Genomic DNA, 23985 nt, shown 5'->3' with positions numbered 1-23985 from the left:
CTGCCGGATTTCATTGTGTGAAACTACCATCGGGCACTACTCTGCTTTGTTTGGCCCTACAAAGCGAATATCTTGCAAGTTAAAGCCTAGTTCGATATCGCACTTTAAAGCGGCGACGCGTTTACATAAACGAGCAGACTCAATGTGCTCATCCAATTTTTTACGGTATTTCGGTACGAGATCTTCACTAGCGTAGGCAGCTTCAATACTCTCAAACTGAGTGAGAATCTCTTTCGCTGCTTTCGGGCCAATTCCAGGTACGCCCGGAACTTGGCTAGAGCTTATCCCTGTCAATCCCCAGTAGTCCGCTAGTTGATTTGGTTTTACGCCGAACTCTTTTTCGATAAATGGTTCATCTAACCAACGGTGTTGGAAATAATCACGGATTTGTAGGGTAGGGGAAAGTAGCTGGCAGTAACCTTTGTCTGTGGAAACGATGGTGACTTTTTCACCATGGCTGGCCACTTTCGTTGCGAGTGTAGCAACCAAATCATCTGCTTCATCGCCTTCAGAAAGCAATGAATCAATACCTTGCTCCCACCACGCTTGTTGAATCGCATCTAACCCTTGCAGTAGTGGCTGAGGCATTGGTTTTCGGTTTTGCTTATAGTCAGGGAGAATTTCAGCGCGCCAACCTCTGTCTTGTTCGTGGTGATCAAAAACCGCGATGATGTGTGTCGGGTTGGCCTCTGACAGAATGCGAGTGAGGGTTCTTTGCGTTGTGGTTATGGTTCTTGCTATGTCGGTTGGATCTGGTTGTGCTGAGTGCACTCGGCGGATCAGGTTTAGGGCATCAATGATAACAAGATGAATAGACATAATGACTTAGCAATAAAAAAGGGGCGTAATGCCCCTAGTGTAACGAATGCTAGCCTGACTATCGACCACCAATTTCCGGGTGAGCGATTCGATAACACGGTTCGTAGTCTGAACCGCCAGGTAATTTCATTCGGTGCTGTTCGACAAAGTCTTTTAGCAACTTATCGAGTTTTTTCATGAGGACTGCGTCGCCATGAATGGTGAAAGGCCCTCTACGTTCTATTTCTCGAATGCCTTCAGCCTTTACGTTACCTGCCACTATGCCAGAGAAGGCTTGACGCAAGTTGGCCGCTAAAACTTGCGGTTCTTGATCTAGGCTTAAATCCAATTGTTCCATCGACTCATGAGTAGGCTCGAATGGCAGTTGGAAGTTTGGCTCAATTTTCAATGACCAGTTAAAGCTGTACGCATCGCCTTTCTCTTTTCGGTGAAGGCGTACCGAGTCCATGGAGCGTTTCATAATACGAGCGACTTCTGCCGGGTCGTCAATGATGATCTCGTAGTGCTTTTGCCCTTCCTCGCCAAGTGTGTCGCGAATGAACTCATCAATAGAGCGGAAGTACTCTTCACTCTCTTTTGGTCCTGTTAATACGATAGGCATTGGCTGATCGGCGTTATCCGGGTGCATCATGATGCCAAGAATGTACAGTAGCTCTTCCGCTGTGCCCGGGCCACCTGGGAAAATAACGATACCATGAGCCATACGGACGAAGGCTTCCAAGCGCTTTTCGATGTCGGGCATGATGACCAGTTCATTTACTATTGGGTTTGGTGGCTCGGCCGCAATAATCGAGGGCTCGGTTAAACCAAGATAACGTTGCTGAGTATAACGTTGCTTTGCGTGCCCAATCGCTGCACCTTTCATCGGCCCTTCCATTGCGCCAGGGCCGCAACCTGTACAGATGTTAAGTTCACGCAGGCCCAGTTCGTTACCCACTTCACGTGTGTACTGATACTCCACTCCATTGATAGAGTGACCACCCCAACATACGACAAGATTCGGTGCGATACCTGGAGTTAATGCTCTTGCATTACGAAGAATGCCGAATACGAGGTTCGTAATGTGAATTGGGTTAGTAAGGTTGAGCCGTTGGGCGTCTGCCAAATGCATGTTTACGTAAACGATATCACGCAATACGGAGAACAGATGCTCTTGGATACCTTTAATTATTTCGCCGTCAACAAAAGCGTGCTCTGGCGGATTAGTCAGCTCAAGCTTAATACCACGCTCACGACGCACGACGTTGACATCAAACGATTGGTATTTATCGAGCAGTTCTTTCGAGTTATCGGTATGGCTACCGGAGTTCAACACCGCTAACGTGCAATTACGATACAGCTGATAAAGTTCACTCGAGGCTGTGTTCTTTAAGCGCTCTACTTCTAGTTGAGATAGCAAGTCCATGCTACCAGCGGGGCTTATATGGGTAATCATAACGCCTCCTTGTGTTGCATTAATTTTAGGGAAAGTACCAACTTACCTTTTTGGTGTTATACGTATGGTTTGATGAAAGGTAGTTGGCCGATTTGGTTTTATGGTTATCAACTCCCAAGCAACCTCAAGATGATACATTTGCCTTTTATAAATACATCATCTTGAAGTGACTTGGGTTTTTACAGCTTAGCAGACTAAAAGGGAAGAAATGTGATAACTCGTTGAAAATGGGTGGTTATAAAGCGTAGATTGCACCAAATTTGGTTTGTTTGCTCGCTTTTTGTACGAATCTTAGCTCCAGTTAAGCTGGTTTGTTCCACGTTTTTTAGCGTCCGCAAGCATCTTGCCAAGACGATCGAGCACATACTCTGGCGTATCGGACTCTTTGAAAGACGTCGATACAGCAGCTAAGGTAATCATGATATTTTGCTCACGGAACTTAAAGGGTAATTGGCTAATATCACGCTGGATATGCTTAATCAGATCCAGTGTGTATTCTTCAGATTGTTCCGGGACGAGTAGAATAAACTCCTCGCCACCAAAGCGAGCTACTGTTTCCGTTTCTGATACGCGCTTGTTAATAGTACGAGCGATGATCTTCAGCGCTTTATCGCCAGCCGTATAACCATAGCTATCATTCACCGCTTTGAAATTGTCTACATCAAACAGCACAACACGAAGGTTTTGCTGAGAGCGAATCCAACGGCGATACTCTAGCTCTAGTCGATCGTTAAATGCAGTGCGGTTATAAATTTTAGTCAGCGGGTCGAGCAACATACGCTGAGCTTGGTCATCTAAGCGTCGACGATAATCTTGCGTAGTTTCAAATACCGCTTCGAGTTGGTTCTTACTGTAACTTAACCGCTCTTGCAGCGCTTGCTCTCGCTCTTCCGTCATTTTCAGTCGCTCTGTCAGCGACGCCATTTTTTCGAGAAGAGGCGTGATTTCTTTTTTCACAACCGCGATATCTTGAGCTTGATTAAGTGACTTTTGGCTTAATTCAACCAAGCTGTTCATTTCTGTGTTGAGCTCTTGGCGGTGTTCAAAGTAGGTATGATGCTGGTCGACGTTCTGATGAACGGTTTTTAGGTTACTTGCGAGAGAAGTGTTCAGCTGATCAAGGAATTGGCTAGACGCCTCGCGCTCGAACTTTGTTGCTTCGACAACCAATTTCAGCGTTGAGAGCGTAAGCTCAATGAGAGACTCGGCACTCACGCCAAGGAGCAACTTAGCGCGAATATCCAGCAATCTATCGCCTGATTCTCCCTCGAAATCCAGCTCTGTAATAGTATGTTGGAGGTCGCTGGCTAAGCACTCAAGCTGAGATCTGTCGGGATTGTTTTCAAATTCACTAAGATGTAGACGTGAATTAGACGTGATGATTTTCAGAGCGCGTTCGTAAATACTCAGTAGCTTAGTGGCTTGATCAGCTTTATTGCTGGCGTGAACTTCAGAGAAACTCATCAGGTTCCGTAGTTCACGTTTTAACTGCGCAGGTAAGCCCGTGACACGTTGCAGTGTTTCACCACTGTGCTTGATTTGTTCGTCAAGGTAACCGTTTTGTTTATCCATCGTCTTCGACTGCTGTTTGAGCATCCTCTCTAATACCGCTAAACGCGGGATAAGAGTGCTGATATCTTTTTGATGTTGCAGCTCTTGTTGGATTTCAAATAGGTAGTTGGATACCTGAGTATTCGAACCCTGGCAAGCTGAAGACAATGATGCCACAACGCGTTTAAGAACTTGTTGTTCACGTTTGAATTTGAGTGAAGTATCACGATGAGTCAGTCTGAGTTGGTCAAGTTGACAACTCAGCTGATGCAGCTGCGACTGAATATCGGATTCCAAGATTCCCATGAAGTGACTACGGTTAAGTCCATGTACTACTGACAATTATCTGATAATAACAAAAAACTTTATAGCGTCATTAGTTATTACGTTCAACAGGCGTTTAATTATCCATTTTTTAATATTTTCTTGATGTCGTCCTCATTCTTGTAGGACGAATGGATCTTGATCAGGCCTTGGCTAATGGCATGTTGACAGGCAGTTCTTATGTTACCTGTTGCAAAGCTAGCAGCAGGCGCATTATCGATGGCTTTTAAGAACACCCAGTGGCTTTGCTTATCCTTCAAGCTGACTTCTCGTGCGATGTGAGTCGCAAGCAACAACAGATCGAGTAATTCCTCATCGTTAATTGCAGTGTAGGCTCGGGGTAAGAACGGATAATCGCTGATGCCCATACGAATAATACGATTGACGTTGTGCTGCTGTGCGAACTCATCCACCCAAGTCTGGAATTTTTCGAACATGACTTCGGCAGAAGCATCACGGTCAGCGTTCGGTTCTATGTAGAGTAAGTTCGCATCTGAGAAATGGTAAAGACGCGACGGTTTTTCTATTTTTTCCGCAAGGAAGTCGCCAAATGCCCGTTCTAGTTCTAGACCTGCCTTATAGCCGTTATGGACGTACATGCTTCGTAAGAATGGCAAATCGATCATAACAAAGCGTAGGCGATCATTAAGTGGTTCGTGGATCAATTCACCCATTTGCCATTGCTCGAAAGTTTCGCTCGACTTTTTCAATGAGCGAGAAAGCTTAACATTCAGCATACGCAAGTTACGTAAACGAGAGCGAGAGTGGGTGAAGAGGTCGTTACGCAGTTTTTCGATTTCACTTGCTTGGCGCTGCATAATGACACCACGGCGCATAATGAACAAAAACATGACCAAGACAGTAATAAACAATGCAAATGAGATTTTCTGGAATTTACGATGCTCTCTTTCCACTTGCTCTAAGCGTTCTGATTGACCGATGTAATGGATGGTTTGTTCGGCAAATTCTTTTTGCTGACGGAACGCATCCTCACTGATTTGGTTAAGCTGCTTTTGTTCTAGACGAACGAGGTTGGTGTATTTTTTATAAGCTTGCAGAGAAAGTTTGTATTCGCCTGCCTGCTCGTAACCCAACCCAAGTAAACGGTATGACTGCTGCTTAATGAAGTTGTTATTTTCAGGTGACTTTTCAGCAAGCGCTAAAGCCAGCTTTGCATTAGTAATGACGTCTTTACTGTCATTTTGATGATAAGCCAGACCTGACTGAAGCAGGGCAGCCTTTGCTTCAAGCTTAGGAATATTGGTGTATTCTAAAAGCTCTTTAGAGCGGTCTAAGTACTGCTCTGCTAGCGCGTAGTTATAGAGTTGTAGGTAGGTAGCCGCCAAGCTTAAGCGAATTTTAATGATTCTATTGATGTTCTTACTGGTACTTTCATGGTCAAGTACGTTGAAGTAATGCACTAACGCAAGGTTAAACTTACCCTGATAAAAGTAGATGTCGCCCATTTGCTCTAGGACGTCCGCTAGGATCGGAGAGCTAGGGTAAGAGTCATAAAAATCTGCGGCTTGAGATAAGTATTCGATCGCTTTGTCGTACACTCGTCGCTCCTGGAAGAGCCTAGCCAAAAGGCGATTCACTTTTGCTAATCTTGCACCACTGTTACTTTCAATAGATTGCCAATAACCGTATAGCAGTTCTGACAAAGCCAAATTGTACTTCTTGCTATTGAGGTAAAACTCGCCGACGGCGGTGTAGTAGTCGATCAAGGCTAACTCAGAGCGGCTATCGTCAAGCATGGCCTTTGCTTCAGAGTACAAGTTTTCCGCTTTAATGATATCGCCACTATGTGAAGCGAGGAGTGCTCTTTGCATCATTAGTCGGTAGCGAACGCTGTCGGTGCGTTGTAATACGGCATCGGCTTCATCGAGCTGTTGTTCAATTTGGTTAAGCGTGTCTTCCGCTTTTGAGTAGTTTTCGTCGTACATCCAAATCATTTGGTTGCGCATCAGCTGGAGATCTAAGTCCATGTACGGCAATTGATATTCTTGCGCTAAGCGTTCCGCTTTATTTAGGTGCTCGATAGCCGAACGAACATTACCCATGGCGTAATCTGCCTGAGCGATAATCTTGTGCGCTTCGATGGTGCTGCTTGGTGTGCGAACGCTACGATCTGTTTCGTCGCGAGACATGGCTGAAGGGCTGTCACTTTCTTTGCGTTCTGTTAGTTCACGCTGTGACAAATAGTTGGTTGCCGCTTGTTTTGCTTGTGATGGCTCTATTTCCGCCAATTGTTGTGCTTCGTTGAGTAACGCGGACGATAAAATAGTTGCATGAAGTGGCTGTACAAACAGCAAGCAAAGAAAGCCAATCAATTTGAATAGACGCGAACTGTCCCAAAACATCCTTTCGTTCCCTCGAACTGTTTTTAGATATGGCGATAACGGCGAAAAGCCTCAATTAGCCGTTTAAATGCGGGTTGAAGCCATTTGATATAGTAACATGCTTGGACAATAAAAACGTCCGGCAACCCTTTAGATTGCCGAACTTATTTCTGTTGCCTATGCGCTTACTGACGAGCCATACGGTGATTGTGAGCTGGCTTATCTTGTTCCGTTGAGCGGTAAGGGTTGATATCCAAGCCACCACGACGCGTATAGCGGGCAAATACGGTCAGTTTGCTTGGTTGGCAGTATTTCATTAGATCCGTAAAAATACGCTCTACACACTGCTCGTGGAACTCATTGTGCTCGCGGAAAGACACTAAGTAACGTAACAGCTTCTCACGATCTATTTTTGCGCCTTGGTAGCGAATTTCTACACTGCCCCAGTCGGGTTGGTTAGTGATCAAACAGTTTGATTTCAATAGGTGGCTATGTAGCACCTCTTCAACTTGTACTTCACCTGCTGCACCTTCAAGCAAATCGGCATCGAAATCGTAACTGGTGATGTTAATGTCTTGGTCATCAATACATTCACCGTCCATTGTCACGATAGGTTGATTGGTATAGTGGGTCACTGGATTCACCTCAACCAGCACCTTTTCACCTGCGCATTCAGACAGGTCTTGTGTTAAACGCTCAGTCACTTCTTCCCAGCTTGCAAAGCGGGTTTGGTTATAGCTGTTTAAGTACAGTTTGAAAGACTTCGATTCAATCAAGTTTGCACTGGTGGCTGGAATGTATACTTCGCCAACGGCCACTTGTGGTAAACCTTTACTATTTAACCAAGACAGTTCGTACAGCGTCCAAATGTCGTGCCCCATGAAAGGCAGAGTATCGCCTAACTGGAGGTCATCTCGGTTCAGGCTGCGAGGGACTGGTTGCAGCAAGCTTGGGTCATACTGGTTCGCATACTCGGTCGTTTTACCTAGTGTTAGGCCAGCAAGCTCTTTAGCGTCAGAATATTTGCTCATACTTTGTGGTAGTTTTCGATTAGAATGGCGAGAATTTTACTGAATCCGCTGGTCAATTGCCATCCGGCAAGTACGGCTATCTGATAAATAAGGAATGAGGAGACCTTCATGACCCCAAACGTTACTCAGGCGCTACAAGAGTTCAGCCTGCGCTACCAACAAGCTTGGCAAGCTAAGCACAATGAGTTGCCAAGCAGTGAAGAGCTTGCAGAGCTTGTTTCTCCTTGTGTCGAAGAGAAGCGTGATGGAAAGGTGCTTTGGAAAGCGGTCGCACGTGATGAAATGGCCGATTTCACCAATGTGGAAAATGCGATTGAGTTGTCACTGCAAGATGATGTTAAAGCCTTTTATGGTTCTCAATACTGCGCCGATATGGAGGCAACTTGGCAAGGTAATTCGTTGACGCTGCTGCAAGTCTGGAGCGATGACGATTTCGTGCGTCTACAAGAAAATATTCTTGGTCATTTGGTGACGCAGCGCCGCTTGAAACTTAAACCAACAGTATTTATCGCAGCGACAGATGAGGAAATGGATGTGATTTCTATTTGTAACCTCACTGGCAATGTGATTCTAGAGCGTTTGGGCACCTCTAAACGTGATGTATTGGCAGATTCATTGGTTGAGTTCTTGAATAAGTTAGAGGCTGCCGTCTAAGTATGTATGTTGTTGAGTTGCAGTTTGAGTGTTTTGATAACACCACCGTCAGCGCGGTAGACAAAGCCATTAATGGCTTGATGGATGCTCTGCGTTACAACGGCCAAGTATTAGGTCGTGAATTTCCGATAGTGATGGGAGAAGGTGAATTTTTCGTTCGTGTTGTTTGCCCAGAACAAGACAGCTTGCATCCACGTTATCACTCAGATTTCGTCAAAGTTTGCATGAACCGTTTGTCGGATGCGTCTTTGCTTGCTCCGAAAATGCGTATGCTGGGGCGTGATTTGAATTCAGAACAAGCAGCCGAAGAAGAGACACCTAGCTGGCAAGTGTTGTACACGACTTATGTTCATACGTGTTCGCCTTTGCGAAGTGGTGAAACCCTGTTGCCAATTCCTTTGTATCGTAATGAGCCAACACTTAATGGAGACCATAAAGCCGTCATTAAGTGGCAGACTGAGTGGCAAGCGTGTGATGAAATCCAAATGGCAGGGGGTTGCCGAGCGGAACATGCGGCGCTCCACGAAATTTGCGATGTGGATAGTGTGCTGTTTCGCCGAGGTTGGGACTTACGTGGCCGTATCGAATACATCACGAAGATCCCTACGTACTATTACCAGTATCGTGTCGGCGGTCAGTCGCTGGAGAGCGAGAAAGCGCGCAAGTGTCCAAAATGCGATGGCGAGTGGCTACTCGATGAGCCACTACATGACATATTTCATTTTAAGTGTGATGACTGCCGAATCGTGTCGAATATCTCTTGGGACCATCTTAAGTAGCGAATTGAAGCTACTTAAATGGGTAGATAGACAAATAGAAAGGGCTGATGTTTTTACATCAGCCCTTTTAGGTTTAGAACGTTTATGTTTAGAACGTTGTTTTCAGTCATGTTTTGAAAAGTGGGATTACCAACCTTTCACAACACCGCCTTTGAACAGCTCTTTTGCCGCTTCGTAAACTTCTTCCGTTTGGTAAGCTTTTACGAAGTTTTGTACGTTTTGCGCATTAACATTTTCTTCGCGAGCGACAATTAGGTTTACGTATGGTGAGTCTTTATCTTCAACGAACACGCCGTCACGCTCTGGCGATAGGTCGATAGAGCTTGCGTAAGTGGTGTTGATGATAGATAGCGTTACGTCATCCAGTGAACGTGGAAGCTGTGGGGCTTCTAGTTCAATGATTTCGATATTTTTAGGGTTGCCTACGATGTCACGTACTGTAGCGAGTAGACCAACGCCATCACGTAGCGTAATCAAACCTTGTTGCTCAAGAAGCAGTAGTGAGCGACCTAGGTTCGTTGGGTCGTTTGGTACTGCGATGCGTGCGCCATCTTGAATTTCATCAATTGATTTTACTTGCTTTGAGTAACCAGCAATAGGGTAAACGAATGAGTTACCCGCGATAGCCAGTTTGTAGCCGCGGTCTTTCACTTGTTGGTCTAGGTATGGTTTGTGCTGGAACGCATTCGCGTCTACTGAACCATCATCCAGAGCGGCGTTTGGTGTTACGTAATCGGTAAATGTTACTAGCTCAACATCTAGGTTGTATTTCTCTTTTGCTACTTTAGCGGCAACTTCGGCTACTTGTGCTTCAGCACCAGCAATAACGCCAACTTTTACTTTGTTTACGTCTACTTCTTTGTCGCCGCAACCCGCTAGAGCAAGAGCAGAGGCGGCCGTTGCTACAGTCAAAAGACCTTTAAGGCTAAATTTCATCTTTATCTCCTTATAATTTGTATTTTTGATGCTTATCTGTGGTCTACACGGCGCACCACTGCGTCGCCGATAGACTGAATAATCTGTACTAGAACAATCAACATCACGACAGTCACGGCCATGATAGTTACATCGTAGCGGTGGAAACCGTAACGGATGGCTACGTCACCTAGGCCGCCGCCGCCTACCGTACCCGCCATAGCTGAGTAGCTAACGAGAGTGACCAAGGTAATCGTTACTGAGTTAACAATAGTCGGCATTGCTTCAGGTAGTAGAACTTTTGTGATGATCTGTGTTGGAGTCGCCCCCATTGACTGCGCTGCTTCCACCAAGCCTGTCGGTACTTCTAATAAAGCACCTTCAATAAGACGAGCGACAAAAGGAATGGCGCCAATAGTCAGTGGGACGATTGCTGCGGTTGTACCGATAAAGGTTCCAACCAGCATTTTTGTCACTGGAATAATCGCAACCATCAGTACGAGGAATGGCACAGAACGACCAATGTTAACGATAGCGCCTAAGCCGCTATTTAGTTTGGTGTTTTCAAGTAGGCCGCCTTTCTTAGTAATATGGAGGATTACGCCTAATGGAATACCCACAGCAAAGCCGACTAATCCGGCAACCGCAACCATGTAAAGCGTTTCCCACGTTGCACCTAAAAGTAGTTTGCTGTTTAAACTCAGCCATTCAGAAATCGTATTAAAGGACATAACCAAGTACCTCTACTTTTACGTTGTGCTTACGCAGGTATTCAAGAGCTGCGTTGTCATCTTCTTCGTTACCAAATAGCTCTGCGACCATCATGCCGAATTTCACGCCACCAGCGTAATCAAGGTCGGAACTCAAAATACTCACATCAATATTGTATTTACGAGAAATTTGCGACATTAACGGTGCATCGACGGTTGCGCCAGTAAACTCTAAGCGAACCAACGGGTAGCTGCCATCAACACGCTCTGCTTGCAGACGAGCTTGGTAATCTTCAGGAATGGAAAGATCCAGCGTTGAGCGAATGAATTGGTGCGCTAGCTCTGTCTTAGGGTGCGCAAAAATATCGCCAACGGTGCCTTTTTCCACCAGCTCACCACCACCGATGATTGCTACTTCGTGACAGATACTTTTTACGACTTCCATTTCGTGAGTGATAAGTAAAATCGTGATGTTGAGTTTGCGGTTGATCTCTTTCAATAACTCAAGGATAGATTGAGTTGTTGCCGGGTCGAGCGCACTAGTGGCCTCATCACAAAGCAGCACGCTAGGATCGGATGCCAATGCACGAGCAATTGCCACACGCTGTTTTTGTCCGCCACTTAAGTTAGATGGGTAGCTCTCGTGTTTGTCGGCTAAGCCCACAAGCTTTAGCAACTCAGTTACTTTTGTTGTGATTTGCGATTTGTCTTTACCTGCCAGTTCTAGTGGCAGTGCTACATTATCAAACACAGTACGAGACGAAAGCAGGTTAAAGTGCTGGAAGATCATGCCAATGTTACGGCGTGTTTCGACTAGTTGTTTTTTGCTGAGTTTGGTTAGATCCACACCATCAACGATGATGGAACCAGAGGTCGGCGCTTCTAGCATGTTGACACAGCGGATCAGCGTACTTTTACCAGCACCTGATGAACCGATAACACCAAAGATGGTGCCTTTGTCGATGTGTAGGTTAATGTCTTTCAGGGCAAGGATTTCCTTACTGCCTTGGTAGAACACTTTATTGACGTTTTTTATTTCTATCATGTTTCAACCTGCCCAAAGATACGGGGAACTTCGCTGTCAAAAACGGCCTTTGACAGAACTTAATGTTGAGCTTTATCTCAATTTTCAGTTGATGCTATGGGTTAAGCAGAATGAAGTCAATAGATATTTTTACGTCTAGACGTCTAAATGTATGGATGTTCTGTTTTGAAACGAAGATGTATAGATAACAAGCAGGAGGTAGACGGCGGGGCACCCTCAGATTTACCGATTCTTGCCCAACAAATCAACCGTTTTGTCGAGGCCTAGAATGAATTAGATAGTGTTGAAGTTTATAAGGTATGTAATAATCTGATTAAACCGAGTTAATAGAGAAATACGTTTTGGCAAAACCTGCTGTTTTTATCGATCGTGATGGCGTGATAAACGTTGACCACGGCTACGTTCATGACGAACATGATTTTGAGTACATTGATGGTGTATTTGAAGCGACGAAAGCGCTAAAAGATAAAGGCTACCTTCTAGTGTTAGTGACGAATCAATCGGGCATCGCACGCGGTAAATTCAGTGAAGACCGTTTCTTGTCTCTGACTCAATGGATGGATTGGAACTTTGCTGATAATGGTGTTGAGTTCGATGGTATCTATTACTGCCCACATCATCCAGAACATGGCATTGGCGAGTACAAGCAAGATTGTGAGTGCCGTAAGCCAAAACCAGGCATGTTCATTTCTGCGCGTGACTTCTTGAAGATCGACATGGAGAAATCTGTGATGATCGGCGATAAAGCTGAAGACATGATGGCAGCAGAAGCGGCAGGCGTTGGCACTAAGATTTTGGTTCGCACTGGTAAGCCAGTAACAGAACAGGGCGAAGCCATTGCAACGGTAGTATTAGATAGCATTGCAGATGTGCCTGCGTACTTAAACAAGTAATCTTCATTACTGACTGAGTTAAGGGAAGCCACTGCTTCCCTTTTGTTTGATTCCTTCTTTTAGTCTGAACACTTATGAGCAAAAAACTCACCATTCTTGATATCGCAAAATTGGCTGGCGTGGGCAAATCGACGGTCAGCCGTGTGCTTACCAATGATCCCAAGGTAAAACCGCAAACGCGTGAGAAGGTAGAGCAAATCATTCGTGAATCAGGCTACGTCCCATCAAAGTCGGCGCAGTCGATGCGTGGTGGCAGTCAAAAGGTGATTGGCGTGATCATCTCTCGTTTGGATTCACCATCAGAAAATCGCGCCGTTGGTACCATGCTCAATGCTTTGTATTCCGCTGGTTATGATGCGGTGATCATGGAGAGCCAATTCGATCGCGATAAAACCAATGAACATTTGGATGTGCTTAAACGTCGCAACGTCGATGGGGTGATCGTGTTTGGCTTTACTGGATGTGATGAGCGAGCATTGGCGGAGTGGGGGAATCGTATCGTCGTGATCGCGATGGACACGCAAATGGTTTCCTCGATCAACTACGATAACCAAGGTGTGATAGACATGGCTTTGTCTCACCTTGAGCAGCAATCTTTATCTCGCATTGCTTATATTGGTGTTGATCCTGAAGACAAAACCACTGGCTTAGCTCGTCTAAATGCTTATAAAGCTTGGTGTCAACGCAAGCAAATTACACCTTGTTTCCAAACGGGTAAGTTGAGCCATGAAAGTTCTTATCAGTTGGTAGACAAAGTCCTTCAATCTGATACTCAGGCCATCGTGTGCGCCAGTGACACTATCGCGTTGGGCGTGATTAAGCGTCTTCAAGAGTTAGGACGTGAAGACGTGGTTGTGACAGGTGTTGGTGGTAATGAATTGCTCTCTTTCCTTTTCCCTAAAGTATTTAGTGTCGACCCAGGTTATACCCTTGCAGGTGAGAAGTCCGCTAACATGCTGATCAATCAATTAAATGGCGATGAGGAAGTGGTTCACTTTACTCAACAGCCTATCGTTTATTGACCCACACTAAAACGATCTGCTCTAAAATTATACTGTGATCACTCTCAATTAATGGGACTGTTCCCATTTTGTTTTTTGCCTTCGGATGGCAATATTAAAATCAAGAAATGGGAATGTTCCCATTTATAAAAACAAAATGATGAATCGAATGTATCCAATACAGGGTGGACAAAGTTATGAGTAAGATTGCGCGTAAAGACGTGGAGCGTCTTATTGAGCTGGTCGGGGGGCCGGACAATATTGCCAGTGTAAGTCACTGTTTAACTCGCTTGCGTTTTGTTCTAAATGATACGGACAAAGCAGATACGAAACAGTTAGAAGCATTACCGATGGTGAAGGGCTGTTTTACCAACGCAGGCCAGTTCCAAGTGGTTATCGGTACTGAAGTGGATGAAGTTTACAAGGTACTGATCGGACTGACGGGTAAAAGTGAAGCCAGCAAAGACGAAGCGAAGAACGCTGCTCGTCAAAACATGAATATCGTTGAGCGTGGTATTTCCCACCTTGCAGAAATCTTTGTACCACTGCTACCAGCGATCATCACCGGTGGTCTGATCCTTGGTTTCCGTAACGTGATTGGCGACATCAAGATGTTTGATGGTCAAACGCTAACGGAAATCAGCCAGTTTTGGGCAACGGTACACTCTTTCTTATGGCTGATTGGTGAGGCGATCTTCTTCTTCCTACCAGTTGGCGTGTGTTGGTCGACAGTGAAAAAGCTCGGCGGTACTCCGATTCTGGGTATCACGCTTGGTGTGACATTGGTTTCTCCGCAGTTGATGAACGCCTACCTGATTGGTAAGCAAGTACCCGAAGTGTGGGACTTTGGCTTATTCGCCATCGAGAAAGTGGGCTACCAAGCGCAAGTGATTCCGGCAATGCTCGCTGGTATGGCACTGGCGTTTATTGAAACCAACTTAAAACGCATCATTCCGTCTTACCTTTACCTAGTGGTTGTGCCGTTTGTCTCAATCATTGTGTCTGTGATTCTTGCGCACTCTATCATTGGTCCATTCGGTCGTATGTTGGGTGACGGCGTTGCTTTCGCAGCAAAAGCAGCCATGACGGGTGACTTCGCAATGATTGGCTCAACCATCTTCGGCTTCCTATACGCGCCATTGGTCATTACTGGTATTCACCACACCACCAACGCGGTAGACCTTCAACTGATGCAAGAGTTAGGCGGTACGCCAATTTGGCCTCTGATTGCACTTTCAAACATTGCTCAAGCGTCTGCGGTCGTCGGCATCATTATCATCAGTAAAAAACACGGCGAGCGTGATATCTCAGTGCCTGCGGCTATCTCTGCTTACCTTGGCGTGACTGAACCGGCGATGTACGGCATCAACTTGAAATACAAGTTCCCAATGCTGAGCGCGATGATCGGTAGTGCGTGTGCTGCTGCTATTTGTGGTAGTGCGGGCGTAATGGCGAACGGTATCGGTGTGGGCGGTTTGCCGGGCATCTTGTCTATCCAACCGCAGTTCTGGGGCATTTTTGCTTTGGCTATGTTAGTCGCAATGCTGGTACCTGCTGCATTAACGTTAATTCTTTATAAGCGTGCACAAGCCAAAGGTGAGCTTGAGCCTGCAAACGCGTAATTCTATTTGAGGCAGTGACTTGGCTGCCTCCTCCTATTTTTCTTTTCAAATTTTAAGTTTCCGATTACTGGTAAGTGAGTGTTAGAAATGGCTATGACCAAGCATGATGAGAGCTGGTGGAAAACCGCAACCATCTATCAAATTTACCCAAAAAGCTTTTGTGACAGTGGCAGTAAAGGCACGGGCGACATCAAAGGGATCATTTCTAAGCTGGATTATCTTAAGCATCTTGGTGTGGATGCGATTTGGCTGACGCCGGTTTACCAATCGCCAATGATCGACAACGGTTATGACATCTCCGATTACTACTCGATCAATCCACAGTTCGGCACTATGGAAGATTTCGATACTTTGCTAGCAGAAGCGCATCAGTTGGGCATTCGTATCATCATGGACATTGTAGTGAACCACACGTCGACAGAACACAAGTGGTTCCAATCCGCACTGGGTGATAAAAACAGCCCATACCGTGATTACTACATCTGGAAAGATCCGGTAGATGGTGCTGAACCAAACAACTGGCAATCAAAGTTTGGTGGCAACGCTTGGGCGCTGGATGAAAAAACAGGCCAGTACTATTTGCACCTTTTTGCTAAAGAGCAAGCGGACTTAAACTGGGAAAACCCAGTAGTGCGTGAAGAAGTGAAAGAAGTCATCAGCTTCTGGGCAGAAAAAGGAGTGGATGGTTTCCGTCTCGACGTTATCAACCTGATTTCCAAGCAGCAAGATTTTCCAAGTGACGATATTGGTGATGGTCGTCGTTTCTACACGGATGGTCCACGTGTGCACGAATACCTTCAAGAGATTAGCGAATCTGTGTTTCAAAAATACGGCAGCGTGACGGTGGGTGAAATGTCTTCCACCACGCTAGAGCACTGCCAGCAATATTCTTCGCTAGACGGCAAAGAGCTATCCATGGTGTTCAACTTCCATCATCTGAAAGTCGATTATCCAAATGGTGAAAAATGGACCAAAGCGCCGTTTGATTTCATTCAGTTAAAACAGATCTTCAATCATTGGCAAACCGGCTTAAATGGCAAAGGGTGGGGGGCGTTGTTCTGGTGTAACCACGACCAGCCACGCGTTGTCAGCCGATTAGGTAACGAAGAGCAATACCGTGTTGAATCTGCCAAGATGCTTGCGGCATCAGTGCACATGATGCAAGGCACACCTTATGTTTACCAGGGGGAAGAGATCGGCATGACCAACCCGGGTTATACCGAAATCAGCCAATATCGTGATGTTGAAAGTACTAACATGTACGACATCATGGTCAACCGTGATGGTGTATCTCATGACGATATGATGGCGATCTTGGCACAGAAGTCGCGTGATAACTCACGTACACCAATGCAATGGAACAGTGCAAAACACGCGGGCTTTACTGAGGGCACGCCTTGGCTTGAAGTGGCGAAGAATTACACTGAAATCAATGCTGAAGCTGCGGTTGCCGATTTAAACTCGGTGTTCTACTTTTACAAGCGTCTGATTGAACTGCGTAAACAGGTTCCAGTGATCACCGATGGTCGTTACGAGGACCTGCTGCCAGAGCACAAACGTATTTTCGCTTACGCTCGTCAGAACGATAAGCAAACGCTGCTGTGTATCAATAACTACTATGCTGAAGAGGTGGAATGCGTTCTGCCAGAACGTTTTGATATGAGTAAAGCGAAAAACTTGCTATCTAACTATCAAAACTCAGCGAGCGCAGTCGCGTCAAACCATCAAGTGTTACGACCTTACGAAACTCGTATTTTATTGATAGAAGAATAAACTCGGGTGTCATCACCCCTAAGATTGATGTTCGAGATGAAGGCTTTGGTGTGCTCCCCAAAGCCTTCTTTTATTGAGATATCTCTAAAAAATGCGAGCTTATTTTGTTTCAATCGCTGTTAGCTGCACTTTCTCTTCGTTGATTTGTACTTGTTGTACTTTCAGCAGTTCAATTTGTTCAATCAGACCTAAGCTCGGATTAAACCAACGTTCTGCCGAAGTGGCGAACTCCATTGAGTCCATATCATCACAGTTTAGGTTGTAGATGTTCTCTTCCATCAGGTATGCCGCTTCAATTTTCTTGCCTGAGATCGAGAACGCTTTACGCACACCAGTCTCTCGGATTTGCTGTTGCCAAACCACTTGGCAAGATGCTGTCATAGGAAGGTTTTGTACCCACTCATGATCTTCAAAACGGTCTAGAAGGTTGTGAACTGCGTAGCCTGTAAGAGTGGTTTGCAGAGACATAGTTTCTTCACCGATGTCAATATTCGGGCTTTTCTCTTTTACGTCGTCACCGTTTAGGCGGAAAATCGGACTGCTGTGCATAAGCATGGCAATAAACTGATGACCAATGAAATAAGCGTCAGTGATTTCATGGAGTGCACCATCTGATCCTACAAAGTAAAGCGTATTGCTCTCTTCGTCGTCGTTGTACTGCTCGTCTGAATAGTAGAACTGTTCGGCGCCGTAGTTCACCAAGTCATTAACCAACTGGACCATTGCCTCGCTGTTTGGGATTTGTGCCAATGCTGCCAATATTTGCTCGCGATCCATCGCTTGGAAGCTCAGTTTCATGTCGCCTTCTGGTTGGCCATCCAAGCTAAATGCGTAGTTTAGCTGTGTGCTTGGCGTGGGAGCGAAGATTGAGTTGTGAATCGAGACGTCGAAACTTTCTTGAGGCACTTTGTTTGGATTCGCACTGCCAGAAGACGAACCTCCGCCACAGCCGTAAAGAGCCAGAGTTGCTGCTGCGATAAGCGTCATTTTGTTTAGCATGGTTTACATTCCTGATTGATAAGGCCGCTTCATGTTGGGCCGTTGCTTGAATGCGAGCATGCTAAGTTCAGCGAGAGAAAAAGGGCAAAAAACAAAAGCTAACAGGGGTTAACGAAAGCTTAATTTTATATTTAGGTCTTTGTTTTATTGGTGGTTATTTCGTTGGCCACATTAGTGCAATACTCGTTAATGAGCGCTTTCCATCGGCTTATGATTTCTTGATCGGTCACACTAACATGCAACGTTTTCCACGGTTGGAGGCAAGTCTCTTTTGATTCAGATTGAGAAAGACGCTCAAACAAGGTTTCGGAAGGTAAAACGCGCAGCAGCGCCACCAGTGATTCCATGTAGTTGAGACGGAACTGTTCAAGTTTGTTCTGCTTGTAAGCAATGTGAGACACAAAGGTATAAATCAGTGCGTTTTGGATACGTGAGTCGCCATCTGGTGTCGTTAACAGGGCTTTTGCCCTGTCTAAGTTACCTAATTTGAAATGCAATAGACCTAACCAGAGGCTCAGCTCATCTGGCAAAACATCAAACGACGATTGTACTTGAGTTAAATACGCTTCCAGCTTTTGATGTTCGTGCTCGTATAAGGCGAGATGTCTTGCCGTTGTTATAGCCGCAAACTCATCAGATTGTCGGAGAGGTTGGCTAGAAAAGGCATTCTCGAATAACATTTTTTTGTGAAGATCCGAAAGCTGCCACGTACTTGCCGAAGGTGCAGGCAGATTGAAGTATTGCGCGACATCCGAGTGCATTTGGAAAATATCCGATTGTAGGTCAGATAAACGCAGTGTGTACTCATTGCGAAACGCCAGCTTGCCCGTCGCAGGATAAATAAGGTTCATCTGCGCTTTCAAGATGCCTTGCTCTGCGCCGTCTTTTAACTCGATATTGAGCTCGTAGTCGCTGGTCTGCATGTTTCGTGCGCCAGGGAAATATGGCGTATGACCGATAGGATCAAGAAAGTAACTGGGAGCATCTTGGTTGGCGATGTCGGTGTATGGATATTCGACCTGTTGTTGCAGCAAGATGGCTTTGACCAGTATGCGGTATTTTCGCGCCTGAGAGCCGATTGAATCGACACGGTTGAGTAGTAGCTCGACTTTGGGAATCAGTAGTTGATGACGTGTTTGTTGTGTTGAGATTTCTTGGCGTTGCCATAACAAGCTTGCGAGCGTCACGCTACAAACTGCAAGTATGGCACACAAGCTATAAGCAAAAATCAGCTTGAAGTTCTTATTCCTCGCAACCTGAGTTGGGATAACGCGTCGATGGCTTTTCGCTGGTGGCACCAAACGAATATTGGCAGGGTTAAGAAAGTAGCCTTTGCGGGGGTAAGTGACTAAAAGCTTAGCGGCATCGTATTCGGGTAAGTACTGCTGTAGCAGGGCACGTAAGGTGCTAATGCGGTTCGTGAGCACATTCTTAGAGATGAACTTGCTCTGCCAAATGGTTTCAATAATGGTGTCAGCAGAGAGTGGGTGGCCAACGCTTGTTAACAGCAGTTCTAATAATTCAATGGTGCGAGGTTCAAGATCAATCGCGATAACATCTTGATGAAGGGTCTGTGTCTTCGGGTTATAGATCAGCTCTCCAATCGCAATACAACTGTGAGTCTGTTTAGCTTGTTGCAGAAAGTCGCGCATACCGTACCGATCTATTTGGAAATCGCGAAGTATTATATAGCGATTGGAGCGCGAAATCTTATAAATCGCGCTTCAATCATTATCAAAAATTTATGAACCGTAGGTCACGGAATAGCGGTGCGGTTTGTGGTTCATCGCTAACACGAGATTGAGTGCAAACGCCCCCAAAATTGAAAGGCCAATCACTTCTGGTGTGACAAAGAAGAATGAAGCAAACAGGATACATGCATCGATTGCCATTTGGCTTTTGCCAACTGAAATGCCAAATTTGTCTTGGATAAACAAACACAGCACGTTAAAGCCACCCAAGCTGGAGCGATGTCGGAATAGGATCAGCATACCGAGCCCCATTAAAAGTCCGCCTGCGACGGCGCAATAAACTTCATTTACCGATTCGAGCGAGATTAGCAAATAAAGATGATCGGCAAAGATAGAAACCAACGCGCCAGAAATGGCACTATTAATGGCGAAATGACGGCCGAAGCGTTTCCATGCTAGTAAGTAAAAAGGACTGTTTGCTAAAAAGTACAGCACACCAAAGGTAAAAGGTGTAAATTGGCTAATAAGCAGAGCCAATCCAGTCGTGCCTCCCGTTAGAAGGTTCGCGGATTGGAGAAAGAAAACGCCTTGAGCTACTAAAAAGGTACCCGTGAGAATCGCTATCCAGTCTTCTTTTAATGAGTGTTTTTCCATCAATGTTGCAGTCATTAGTGATAAATAAGGCGTGCATAGTAGTAAAAAGATGATCTTTTCGGTAGCTAGAGGGTAAAATTTACGGTAAACCTATGTAATTGCTGTTTTACAGGGTGTAAAGCACAAATTTGACAGGCAATAGATTGTCGTTATGCGATTGCAATGCTGGCATGGTAAACATTGCTTGTCATCATGAAAAAACTGCATGAGAAAAATTGTAAATTTCTCTTTATGACCTAAATCAAATTATGTAGAATGCGCGCCATTAGGGTGACGAAAACGTTTGCGTTGGGTCATTCAACAGTTTTTTTGCAACTTTCAGTACTAATCTGAGTCAGGAGATACAGATGCTTAAGCGTGATATGAACATCGCAGATTACGATGCGGAACTGTTCGCAGCTATCCAGGAAGAAACCCTTCGCCAGGAAGAACACATTGAACTTATCGCTTCTGAAAACTACACAAGCCCACGTGTAATGGAAGCGCAAGGTTCTCAGCTAACGAACAAATACGCTGAAGGCTACCCAGGTAAGCGTTACTACGGCGGTTGTGAGTACGTAGATAAAGCTGAAGCACTAGCAATTGAGCGTGCATGCCAACTATTTGGTTGTGAGTACGCTAACGTACAGCCTCACTCAGGTTCTCAAGCAAACAGCGCAGTTTACATGGCGCTTCTTAACCCAGGCGATACAGTTTTAGGCATGAGCCTAGCGCACGGTGGTCACCTAACTCACGGTTCACCAGTAAACTTCTCTGGTAAGCACTACAACGTTATCCCTTACGGTATCGATGAAGCTGGTCAAATCAACTACGACGAGATGGAACAGCTAGCACTTGAACACAAACCTAAGATGATCATCGGTGGTTTCTCTGCTTACTCGCAAATCGTTGATTGGAAACGCATGCGTGAAATCGCTGACAAAGCAGGTGCTTACTTATTTGTTGATATGGCGCACGTAGCTGGTCTTATCGCTGCCGGTGAATACCCAACACCAGTACCACATGCTCACGTGGTAACAACAACGACGCACAAAACACTAGCAGGTCCTCGCGGTGGTCTTATCTTGTCAAATGCTGGCGAAGATATGTACAAGAAACTGAACTCAGCAGTGTTCCCTGGTGGTCAAGGTGGTCCTCTAATGCACGTTATCGCTGGTAAAGCAGTAGCGTTCAAAGAAGCGATGGAGCCAGAGTTCAAAGCTTATCAAGCTCGCGTAGTGAAAAACGCAAAAGCAATGGTTGGTCAGTTCCAAGAGCGTGGCTACAAAATCGTATCTAACGGTACAGAAAACCACTTGTTCCTTGTTGACCTAATCGACAAAGATATCACTGGTAAAGACGCAGACGCGGCACTAGGTGCAGCAAACATCACTGTAAACAAGAACTCAGTACCAAATGACCCACGCAGCCCATTCGTAACGTCTGGTATTCGTGTAGGTACGCCAGCGATCACTCGCCGTGGCTTCACTGAAGAAGATGCAAAAGAGCTAGCAAACTGGATGTGTGACGTTCTAGATAACATCGGCAACGAAGAAGTTATCGAAGCGACTAAACAGAAAGTGCTAGAAATTTGTAAGCGTCTACCAGTTTACGCATAACTGCTTTTCATCGAGTGAGTCGATTTCGGTGTCGAACATACTCATTTGCTCGCGCAAACTCCGTGTGTTCTCCTAGAACTCGACTCATCTATTTTGAACATTGATATACTAAAGGTCCTCAATTGAGGGCCTTTTTGTTTGTCTGGCGTTTGGAATGAGATATAGCGAAGAGTGTGTGATAAGGAGATGGCTACCAACACTGTCCCTTTCAATATATCCAAACCGCGTCATTCCGACGAGCCTAGGCGAGAGCAGGAATCTTGTTGAGGCACACTCTTTTACTCAGCGTTTCCCTAAAAATCATCAGTATTCTGAAAACAGATTCTGAATCACGCTCGTTCCTCGCTGTTCAGAATGACGGAGGTAGAATGGCTTTTTATCATCATTTGACAGATACAAAAAAGGTTGGCACTGAGCCAACCTTTCTTTTGAAAACAAACGAGAGCTTACTTAATCTCGATACCTTGAGCCTGCATATCGGCATGGTAAGAAGAGCGAACAAATGGACCACACGCTGCATGCGTGAAGCCAAGTTCTAGTGCAACTTCTTTTAGCTCGTCAAACTCTGATGGTGGAACGTAACGTTCTACTGGCAAGTGGTGACGGCTTGGCGCTAAATACTGGCCTAGAGTCAGCATCGTTACGCCGTGTGCGCGTAGATCTTTCAGTACTTCGATGATTTCTTCTTTGGTTTCACCAAGACCCATCATCAAACCAGACTTGGTCGGTACATCTGGATGCTGCTCTTTGAACTTCTTAAGGAGCTCAAGTGACCATTTGTAGTTCGCACCTGGGCGAGCTTTACGGTAAAGACGTGGCGCGGTTTCTAAGTTGTGGTTGAAGACATCTGGCGGATTGTCTTTCATTAGATCAAGCGCTACATCCATGCGACCACGGAAGTCAGGAACCAGTGTTTCAATCTTAATATGCGGGTTTAACGCACGGATCTCGCGGTTACAATCGGCAAAGTGTTGTGCACCGCCGTCACGCAGATCGTCACGGTCAACAGAAGTGATTACTACGTATTTCAGCTTCATATCGGCAATGGTTTTCGCCAGTTTTTGAGGCTCCTCTGCTTCCGGTGGTAATGGGCGGCCATGAGCAACGTCACAGAAAGGACAACGACGAGTACAAATAGCACCTAAGATCATGAAGGTTGCTGTACCGTGGTTAAAACATTCCGCTAGGTTCGGGCAAGATGCTTCTTCACATACGGAGTGAAGTTTATTCTTACGCATCGCCGCTTTGATGTCTTGAATTCGTTGGCTGTCGGCTGGTAGCTTGATCTTCATCCAATCAGGCTTACGTAGCACTTCTTTCTGCTCTGTAGGCATGTTCTTTACGGGAATCAATGCCATTTTATCGGCGTCACGATATTTAACGCCTTTTTCCATCTGGATTGGTTTGCTCATGCTTTATTACCTTGAGAAGGTGCTTCTGTGCTGAATTCTACTTGCTCATAATCGAGCAAAGTAACGAGTTCTTCTATTAATTGTTTTTCTACGGCTTCTACATTGTCTGGGCCGCCAAATTGGCTGACCTGAACCATTTCCATACCTTCATAACCACAAGGGTTAATACGCAGAAACGGTGTTAAATCCATATTTACGTTCAAGGCTAAACCATGAAACGAGCATCCTTTACGAATGCGTAAACCGAGAGAGCATATTTTCTTACCGGCAACGTAGACACCTGGTGCGTCAGGTCGCGCGGCTGAGTCAATATTGTATGCTTTTAGCGTGTTGATCACGAGGTTCTCGATTGTGGTAACGAGATCTCGTACACCTAATTTTTTGCGGCGTAGGTTGATCAAGAAGTAGGCGACCAACTGACCAGGGCCATGATACGTAACCTGGCCTCCGCGATCACTTTGTACAACAGGAATATCGCCAGTGTTAATCAAGTGCTCAGCTTTACCTGCCTGTCCTTGCGTAAATACTGGGTTATGTTCTACCAACCAGACTTCATCACGGGTTTCTTCTGTGCGTTGGTCGGTGAACTCATGCATCGCCTTCCATACAGGCTCATAGTCTTGGCGGCCAAGTCGTTTTACAACAAGTTGGTGTTGCATGGGAATTCCTGTTGCTAATATATAAAGTTTTTGGATTATAAACCGGATAACCCTGATGCTCTACCGCTGCGTAACAGA

The 23985-nt window shown here is 45.5% G+C and carries 20 protein-coding genes; 7 read left to right on the top strand and 13 right to left on the bottom strand.

The features are described from left to right. Positions 1–36 precede the first annotated feature (36 nt). From xni to queF, 5 genes are all read right to left on the bottom strand, one after another. Positions 37–819, bottom strand: a complete 783-nt coding sequence (gene xni, locus NL626_RS04365; protein WP_239938737.1) for a flap endonuclease Xni — start codon at positions 817–819, stop codon at positions 37–39. A 58-nt stretch (positions 820–877) separates the two neighbouring features. Continuing rightward, positions 878–2254 (bottom strand): nucleotide 5'-monophosphate nucleosidase PpnN, encoded by a 1377-nt coding sequence (ppnN, locus tag NL626_RS04360; RefSeq protein WP_005383611.1) that lies wholly within the window; start codon positions 2252–2254, stop codon positions 878–880. 291 nt (positions 2255–2545) lie between these two features. After that, the gene (locus tag NL626_RS04355) at positions 2546–4111 is read right to left on the bottom strand and encodes a diguanylate cyclase (RefSeq protein WP_253657017.1); all 1566 of its coding nucleotides are present in this window, start codon (positions 4109–4111) and stop codon (positions 2546–2548) included. Between the two features lie 98 nt (positions 4112–4209). Further along, on the bottom strand, positions 4210–6492 hold the full coding sequence (locus NL626_RS04350; RefSeq protein WP_253657016.1) for a tetratricopeptide repeat protein: 2283 nt from the start codon (positions 6490–6492) through the stop codon (positions 4210–4212). Positions 6493–6656: 164 nt separating this feature from the next. Next, on the bottom strand, positions 6657–7502 hold the full coding sequence (queF, locus tag NL626_RS04345; RefSeq protein ID WP_005383608.1) for an NADPH-dependent 7-cyano-7-deazaguanine reductase QueF: 846 nt from the start codon (positions 7500–7502) through the stop codon (positions 6657–6659). Between the two features lie 108 nt (positions 7503–7610). On the opposite strand from queF, the gene syd reads away from it, so the two are divergent. Both syd and NL626_RS04335 read left to right on the top strand, forming a co-directional pair. Continuing rightward, positions 7611–8156, top strand: coding sequence for a SecY-interacting protein (gene syd, locus NL626_RS04340; protein ID WP_025768899.1), 546 nt, complete (start codon positions 7611–7613; stop codon positions 8154–8156). A 2-nt stretch (positions 8157–8158) separates the two neighbouring features. Beyond that, entirely contained in the window at positions 8159–8935 is a 777-nt protein-coding gene (locus NL626_RS04335; RefSeq protein ID WP_005383605.1) for a Zn-ribbon-containing protein, read from the top strand. A gap of 126 nt (positions 8936–9061) precedes the next feature. On the opposite strand, the gene NL626_RS04330 is transcribed toward NL626_RS04335, so the two are convergent. The 3 genes from NL626_RS04330 to metN are packed head-to-tail and all read right to left on the bottom strand — an operon-like array spanning position 9062 to position 11605. Continuing rightward, on the bottom strand, positions 9062–9871 hold the full coding sequence (locus tag NL626_RS04330; RefSeq protein WP_005381966.1) for a MetQ/NlpA family lipoprotein: 810 nt from the start codon (positions 9869–9871) through the stop codon (positions 9062–9064). 32 nt (positions 9872–9903) lie between these two features. Then, a complete protein-coding gene (locus NL626_RS04325) occupies positions 9904–10581 on the bottom strand; it encodes a methionine ABC transporter permease (protein ID WP_005383604.1) in 678 nt (225 codons plus the stop codon). Beyond that, the gene (gene metN / locus NL626_RS04320) at positions 10571–11605 is read right to left on the bottom strand and encodes a methionine ABC transporter ATP-binding protein MetN (protein ID WP_005381962.1); all 1035 of its coding nucleotides are present in this window, start codon (positions 11603–11605) and stop codon (positions 10571–10573) included. Before metN ends, NL626_RS04325 begins: the two co-directional genes overlap by 11 nt. 341 nt (positions 11606–11946) lie before the next feature. On the opposite strand from metN, the gene gmhB reads away from it, so the two are divergent. The 4 genes from gmhB to treC all read left to right on the top strand — a co-directional run bounded on the left by gmhB (position 11947) and on the right by treC (position 16894). Next, on the top strand, positions 11947–12498 hold the full coding sequence (gmhB, locus tag NL626_RS04315; RefSeq protein ID WP_005381961.1) for a D-glycero-beta-D-manno-heptose 1,7-bisphosphate 7-phosphatase: 552 nt from the start codon (positions 11947–11949) through the stop codon (positions 12496–12498). 74 nt (positions 12499–12572) lie between these two features. Further along, positions 12573–13520, top strand: a complete 948-nt coding sequence (gene treR, locus NL626_RS04310; protein WP_042521221.1) for a trehalose operon repressor TreR — start codon at positions 12573–12575, stop codon at positions 13518–13520. A gap of 176 nt (positions 13521–13696) precedes the next feature. After that, positions 13697–15121 (top strand): PTS trehalose transporter subunit IIBC, encoded by a 1425-nt coding sequence (gene treB / locus NL626_RS04305; protein WP_005381959.1) that lies wholly within the window; start codon positions 13697–13699, stop codon positions 15119–15121. Positions 15122–15208: 87 nt separating this feature from the next. Continuing rightward, complete coding sequence (gene treC, locus NL626_RS04300) at positions 15209–16894, top strand: alpha,alpha-phosphotrehalase (protein ID WP_086046562.1); 1686 nt, start codon at positions 15209–15211, stop codon at positions 16892–16894. 99 nt (positions 16895–16993) lie between these two features. Here treC and NL626_RS04295 read toward each other — a convergent pair whose 3' ends face one another. The 3 genes from NL626_RS04295 to NL626_RS04285 all read right to left on the bottom strand — a co-directional run bounded on the left by NL626_RS04295 (position 16994) and on the right by NL626_RS04285 (position 20238). Continuing rightward, the gene (locus NL626_RS04295) at positions 16994–17893 is read right to left on the bottom strand and encodes a hypothetical protein (RefSeq protein ID WP_017635673.1); all 900 of its coding nucleotides are present in this window, start codon (positions 17891–17893) and stop codon (positions 16994–16996) included. 131 nt (positions 17894–18024) lie between these two features. Further along, a complete protein-coding gene (locus NL626_RS04290) occupies positions 18025–19545 on the bottom strand; it encodes a winged helix-turn-helix domain-containing protein (protein ID WP_017635672.1) in 1521 nt (506 codons plus the stop codon). Positions 19546–19635: 90 nt separating this feature from the next. Continuing rightward, positions 19636–20238, bottom strand: a complete 603-nt coding sequence (locus NL626_RS04285) for a YitT family protein (RefSeq protein ID WP_017635671.1) — start codon at positions 20236–20238, stop codon at positions 19636–19638. Positions 20239–20585: 347 nt separating this feature from the next. Here NL626_RS04285 and glyA point away from each other — a divergent pair, with 347 nt between their 5' ends. Next, positions 20586–21836, top strand: coding sequence for a serine hydroxymethyltransferase (glyA, locus tag NL626_RS04280; RefSeq protein ID WP_005381985.1), 1251 nt, complete (start codon positions 20586–20588; stop codon positions 21834–21836). Positions 21837–22282: 446 nt separating this feature from the next. On the opposite strand, the gene lipA is transcribed toward glyA, so the two are convergent. Both lipA and lipB read right to left on the bottom strand, forming a co-directional pair. Then, positions 22283–23248: a lipoyl synthase gene (gene lipA, locus NL626_RS04275; RefSeq protein WP_005391329.1), complete on the bottom strand. Its 966-nt coding sequence runs from the start codon at positions 23246–23248 to the stop codon at positions 22283–22285. Next, complete coding sequence (gene lipB / locus NL626_RS04270; protein WP_005384137.1) at positions 23245–23907, bottom strand: lipoyl(octanoyl) transferase LipB; 663 nt, start codon at positions 23905–23907, stop codon at positions 23245–23247. The genes lipA and lipB overlap by 4 nt, the downstream gene beginning before the upstream one ends. Positions 23908–23985 lie beyond the last annotated feature (78 nt).

This window comes from Vibrio sp. Y58_MX_L22 (assembly GCF_024181865.1).
GTDB classification, from domain to species: Bacteria; Pseudomonadota; Gammaproteobacteria; order Enterobacterales; family Vibrionaceae; genus Vibrio; species Vibrio alginolyticus.
The sequence above is the reverse complement of the archived record's forward strand: the minus strand, read 5'-3'. Positions and strand labels throughout refer to the sequence as shown.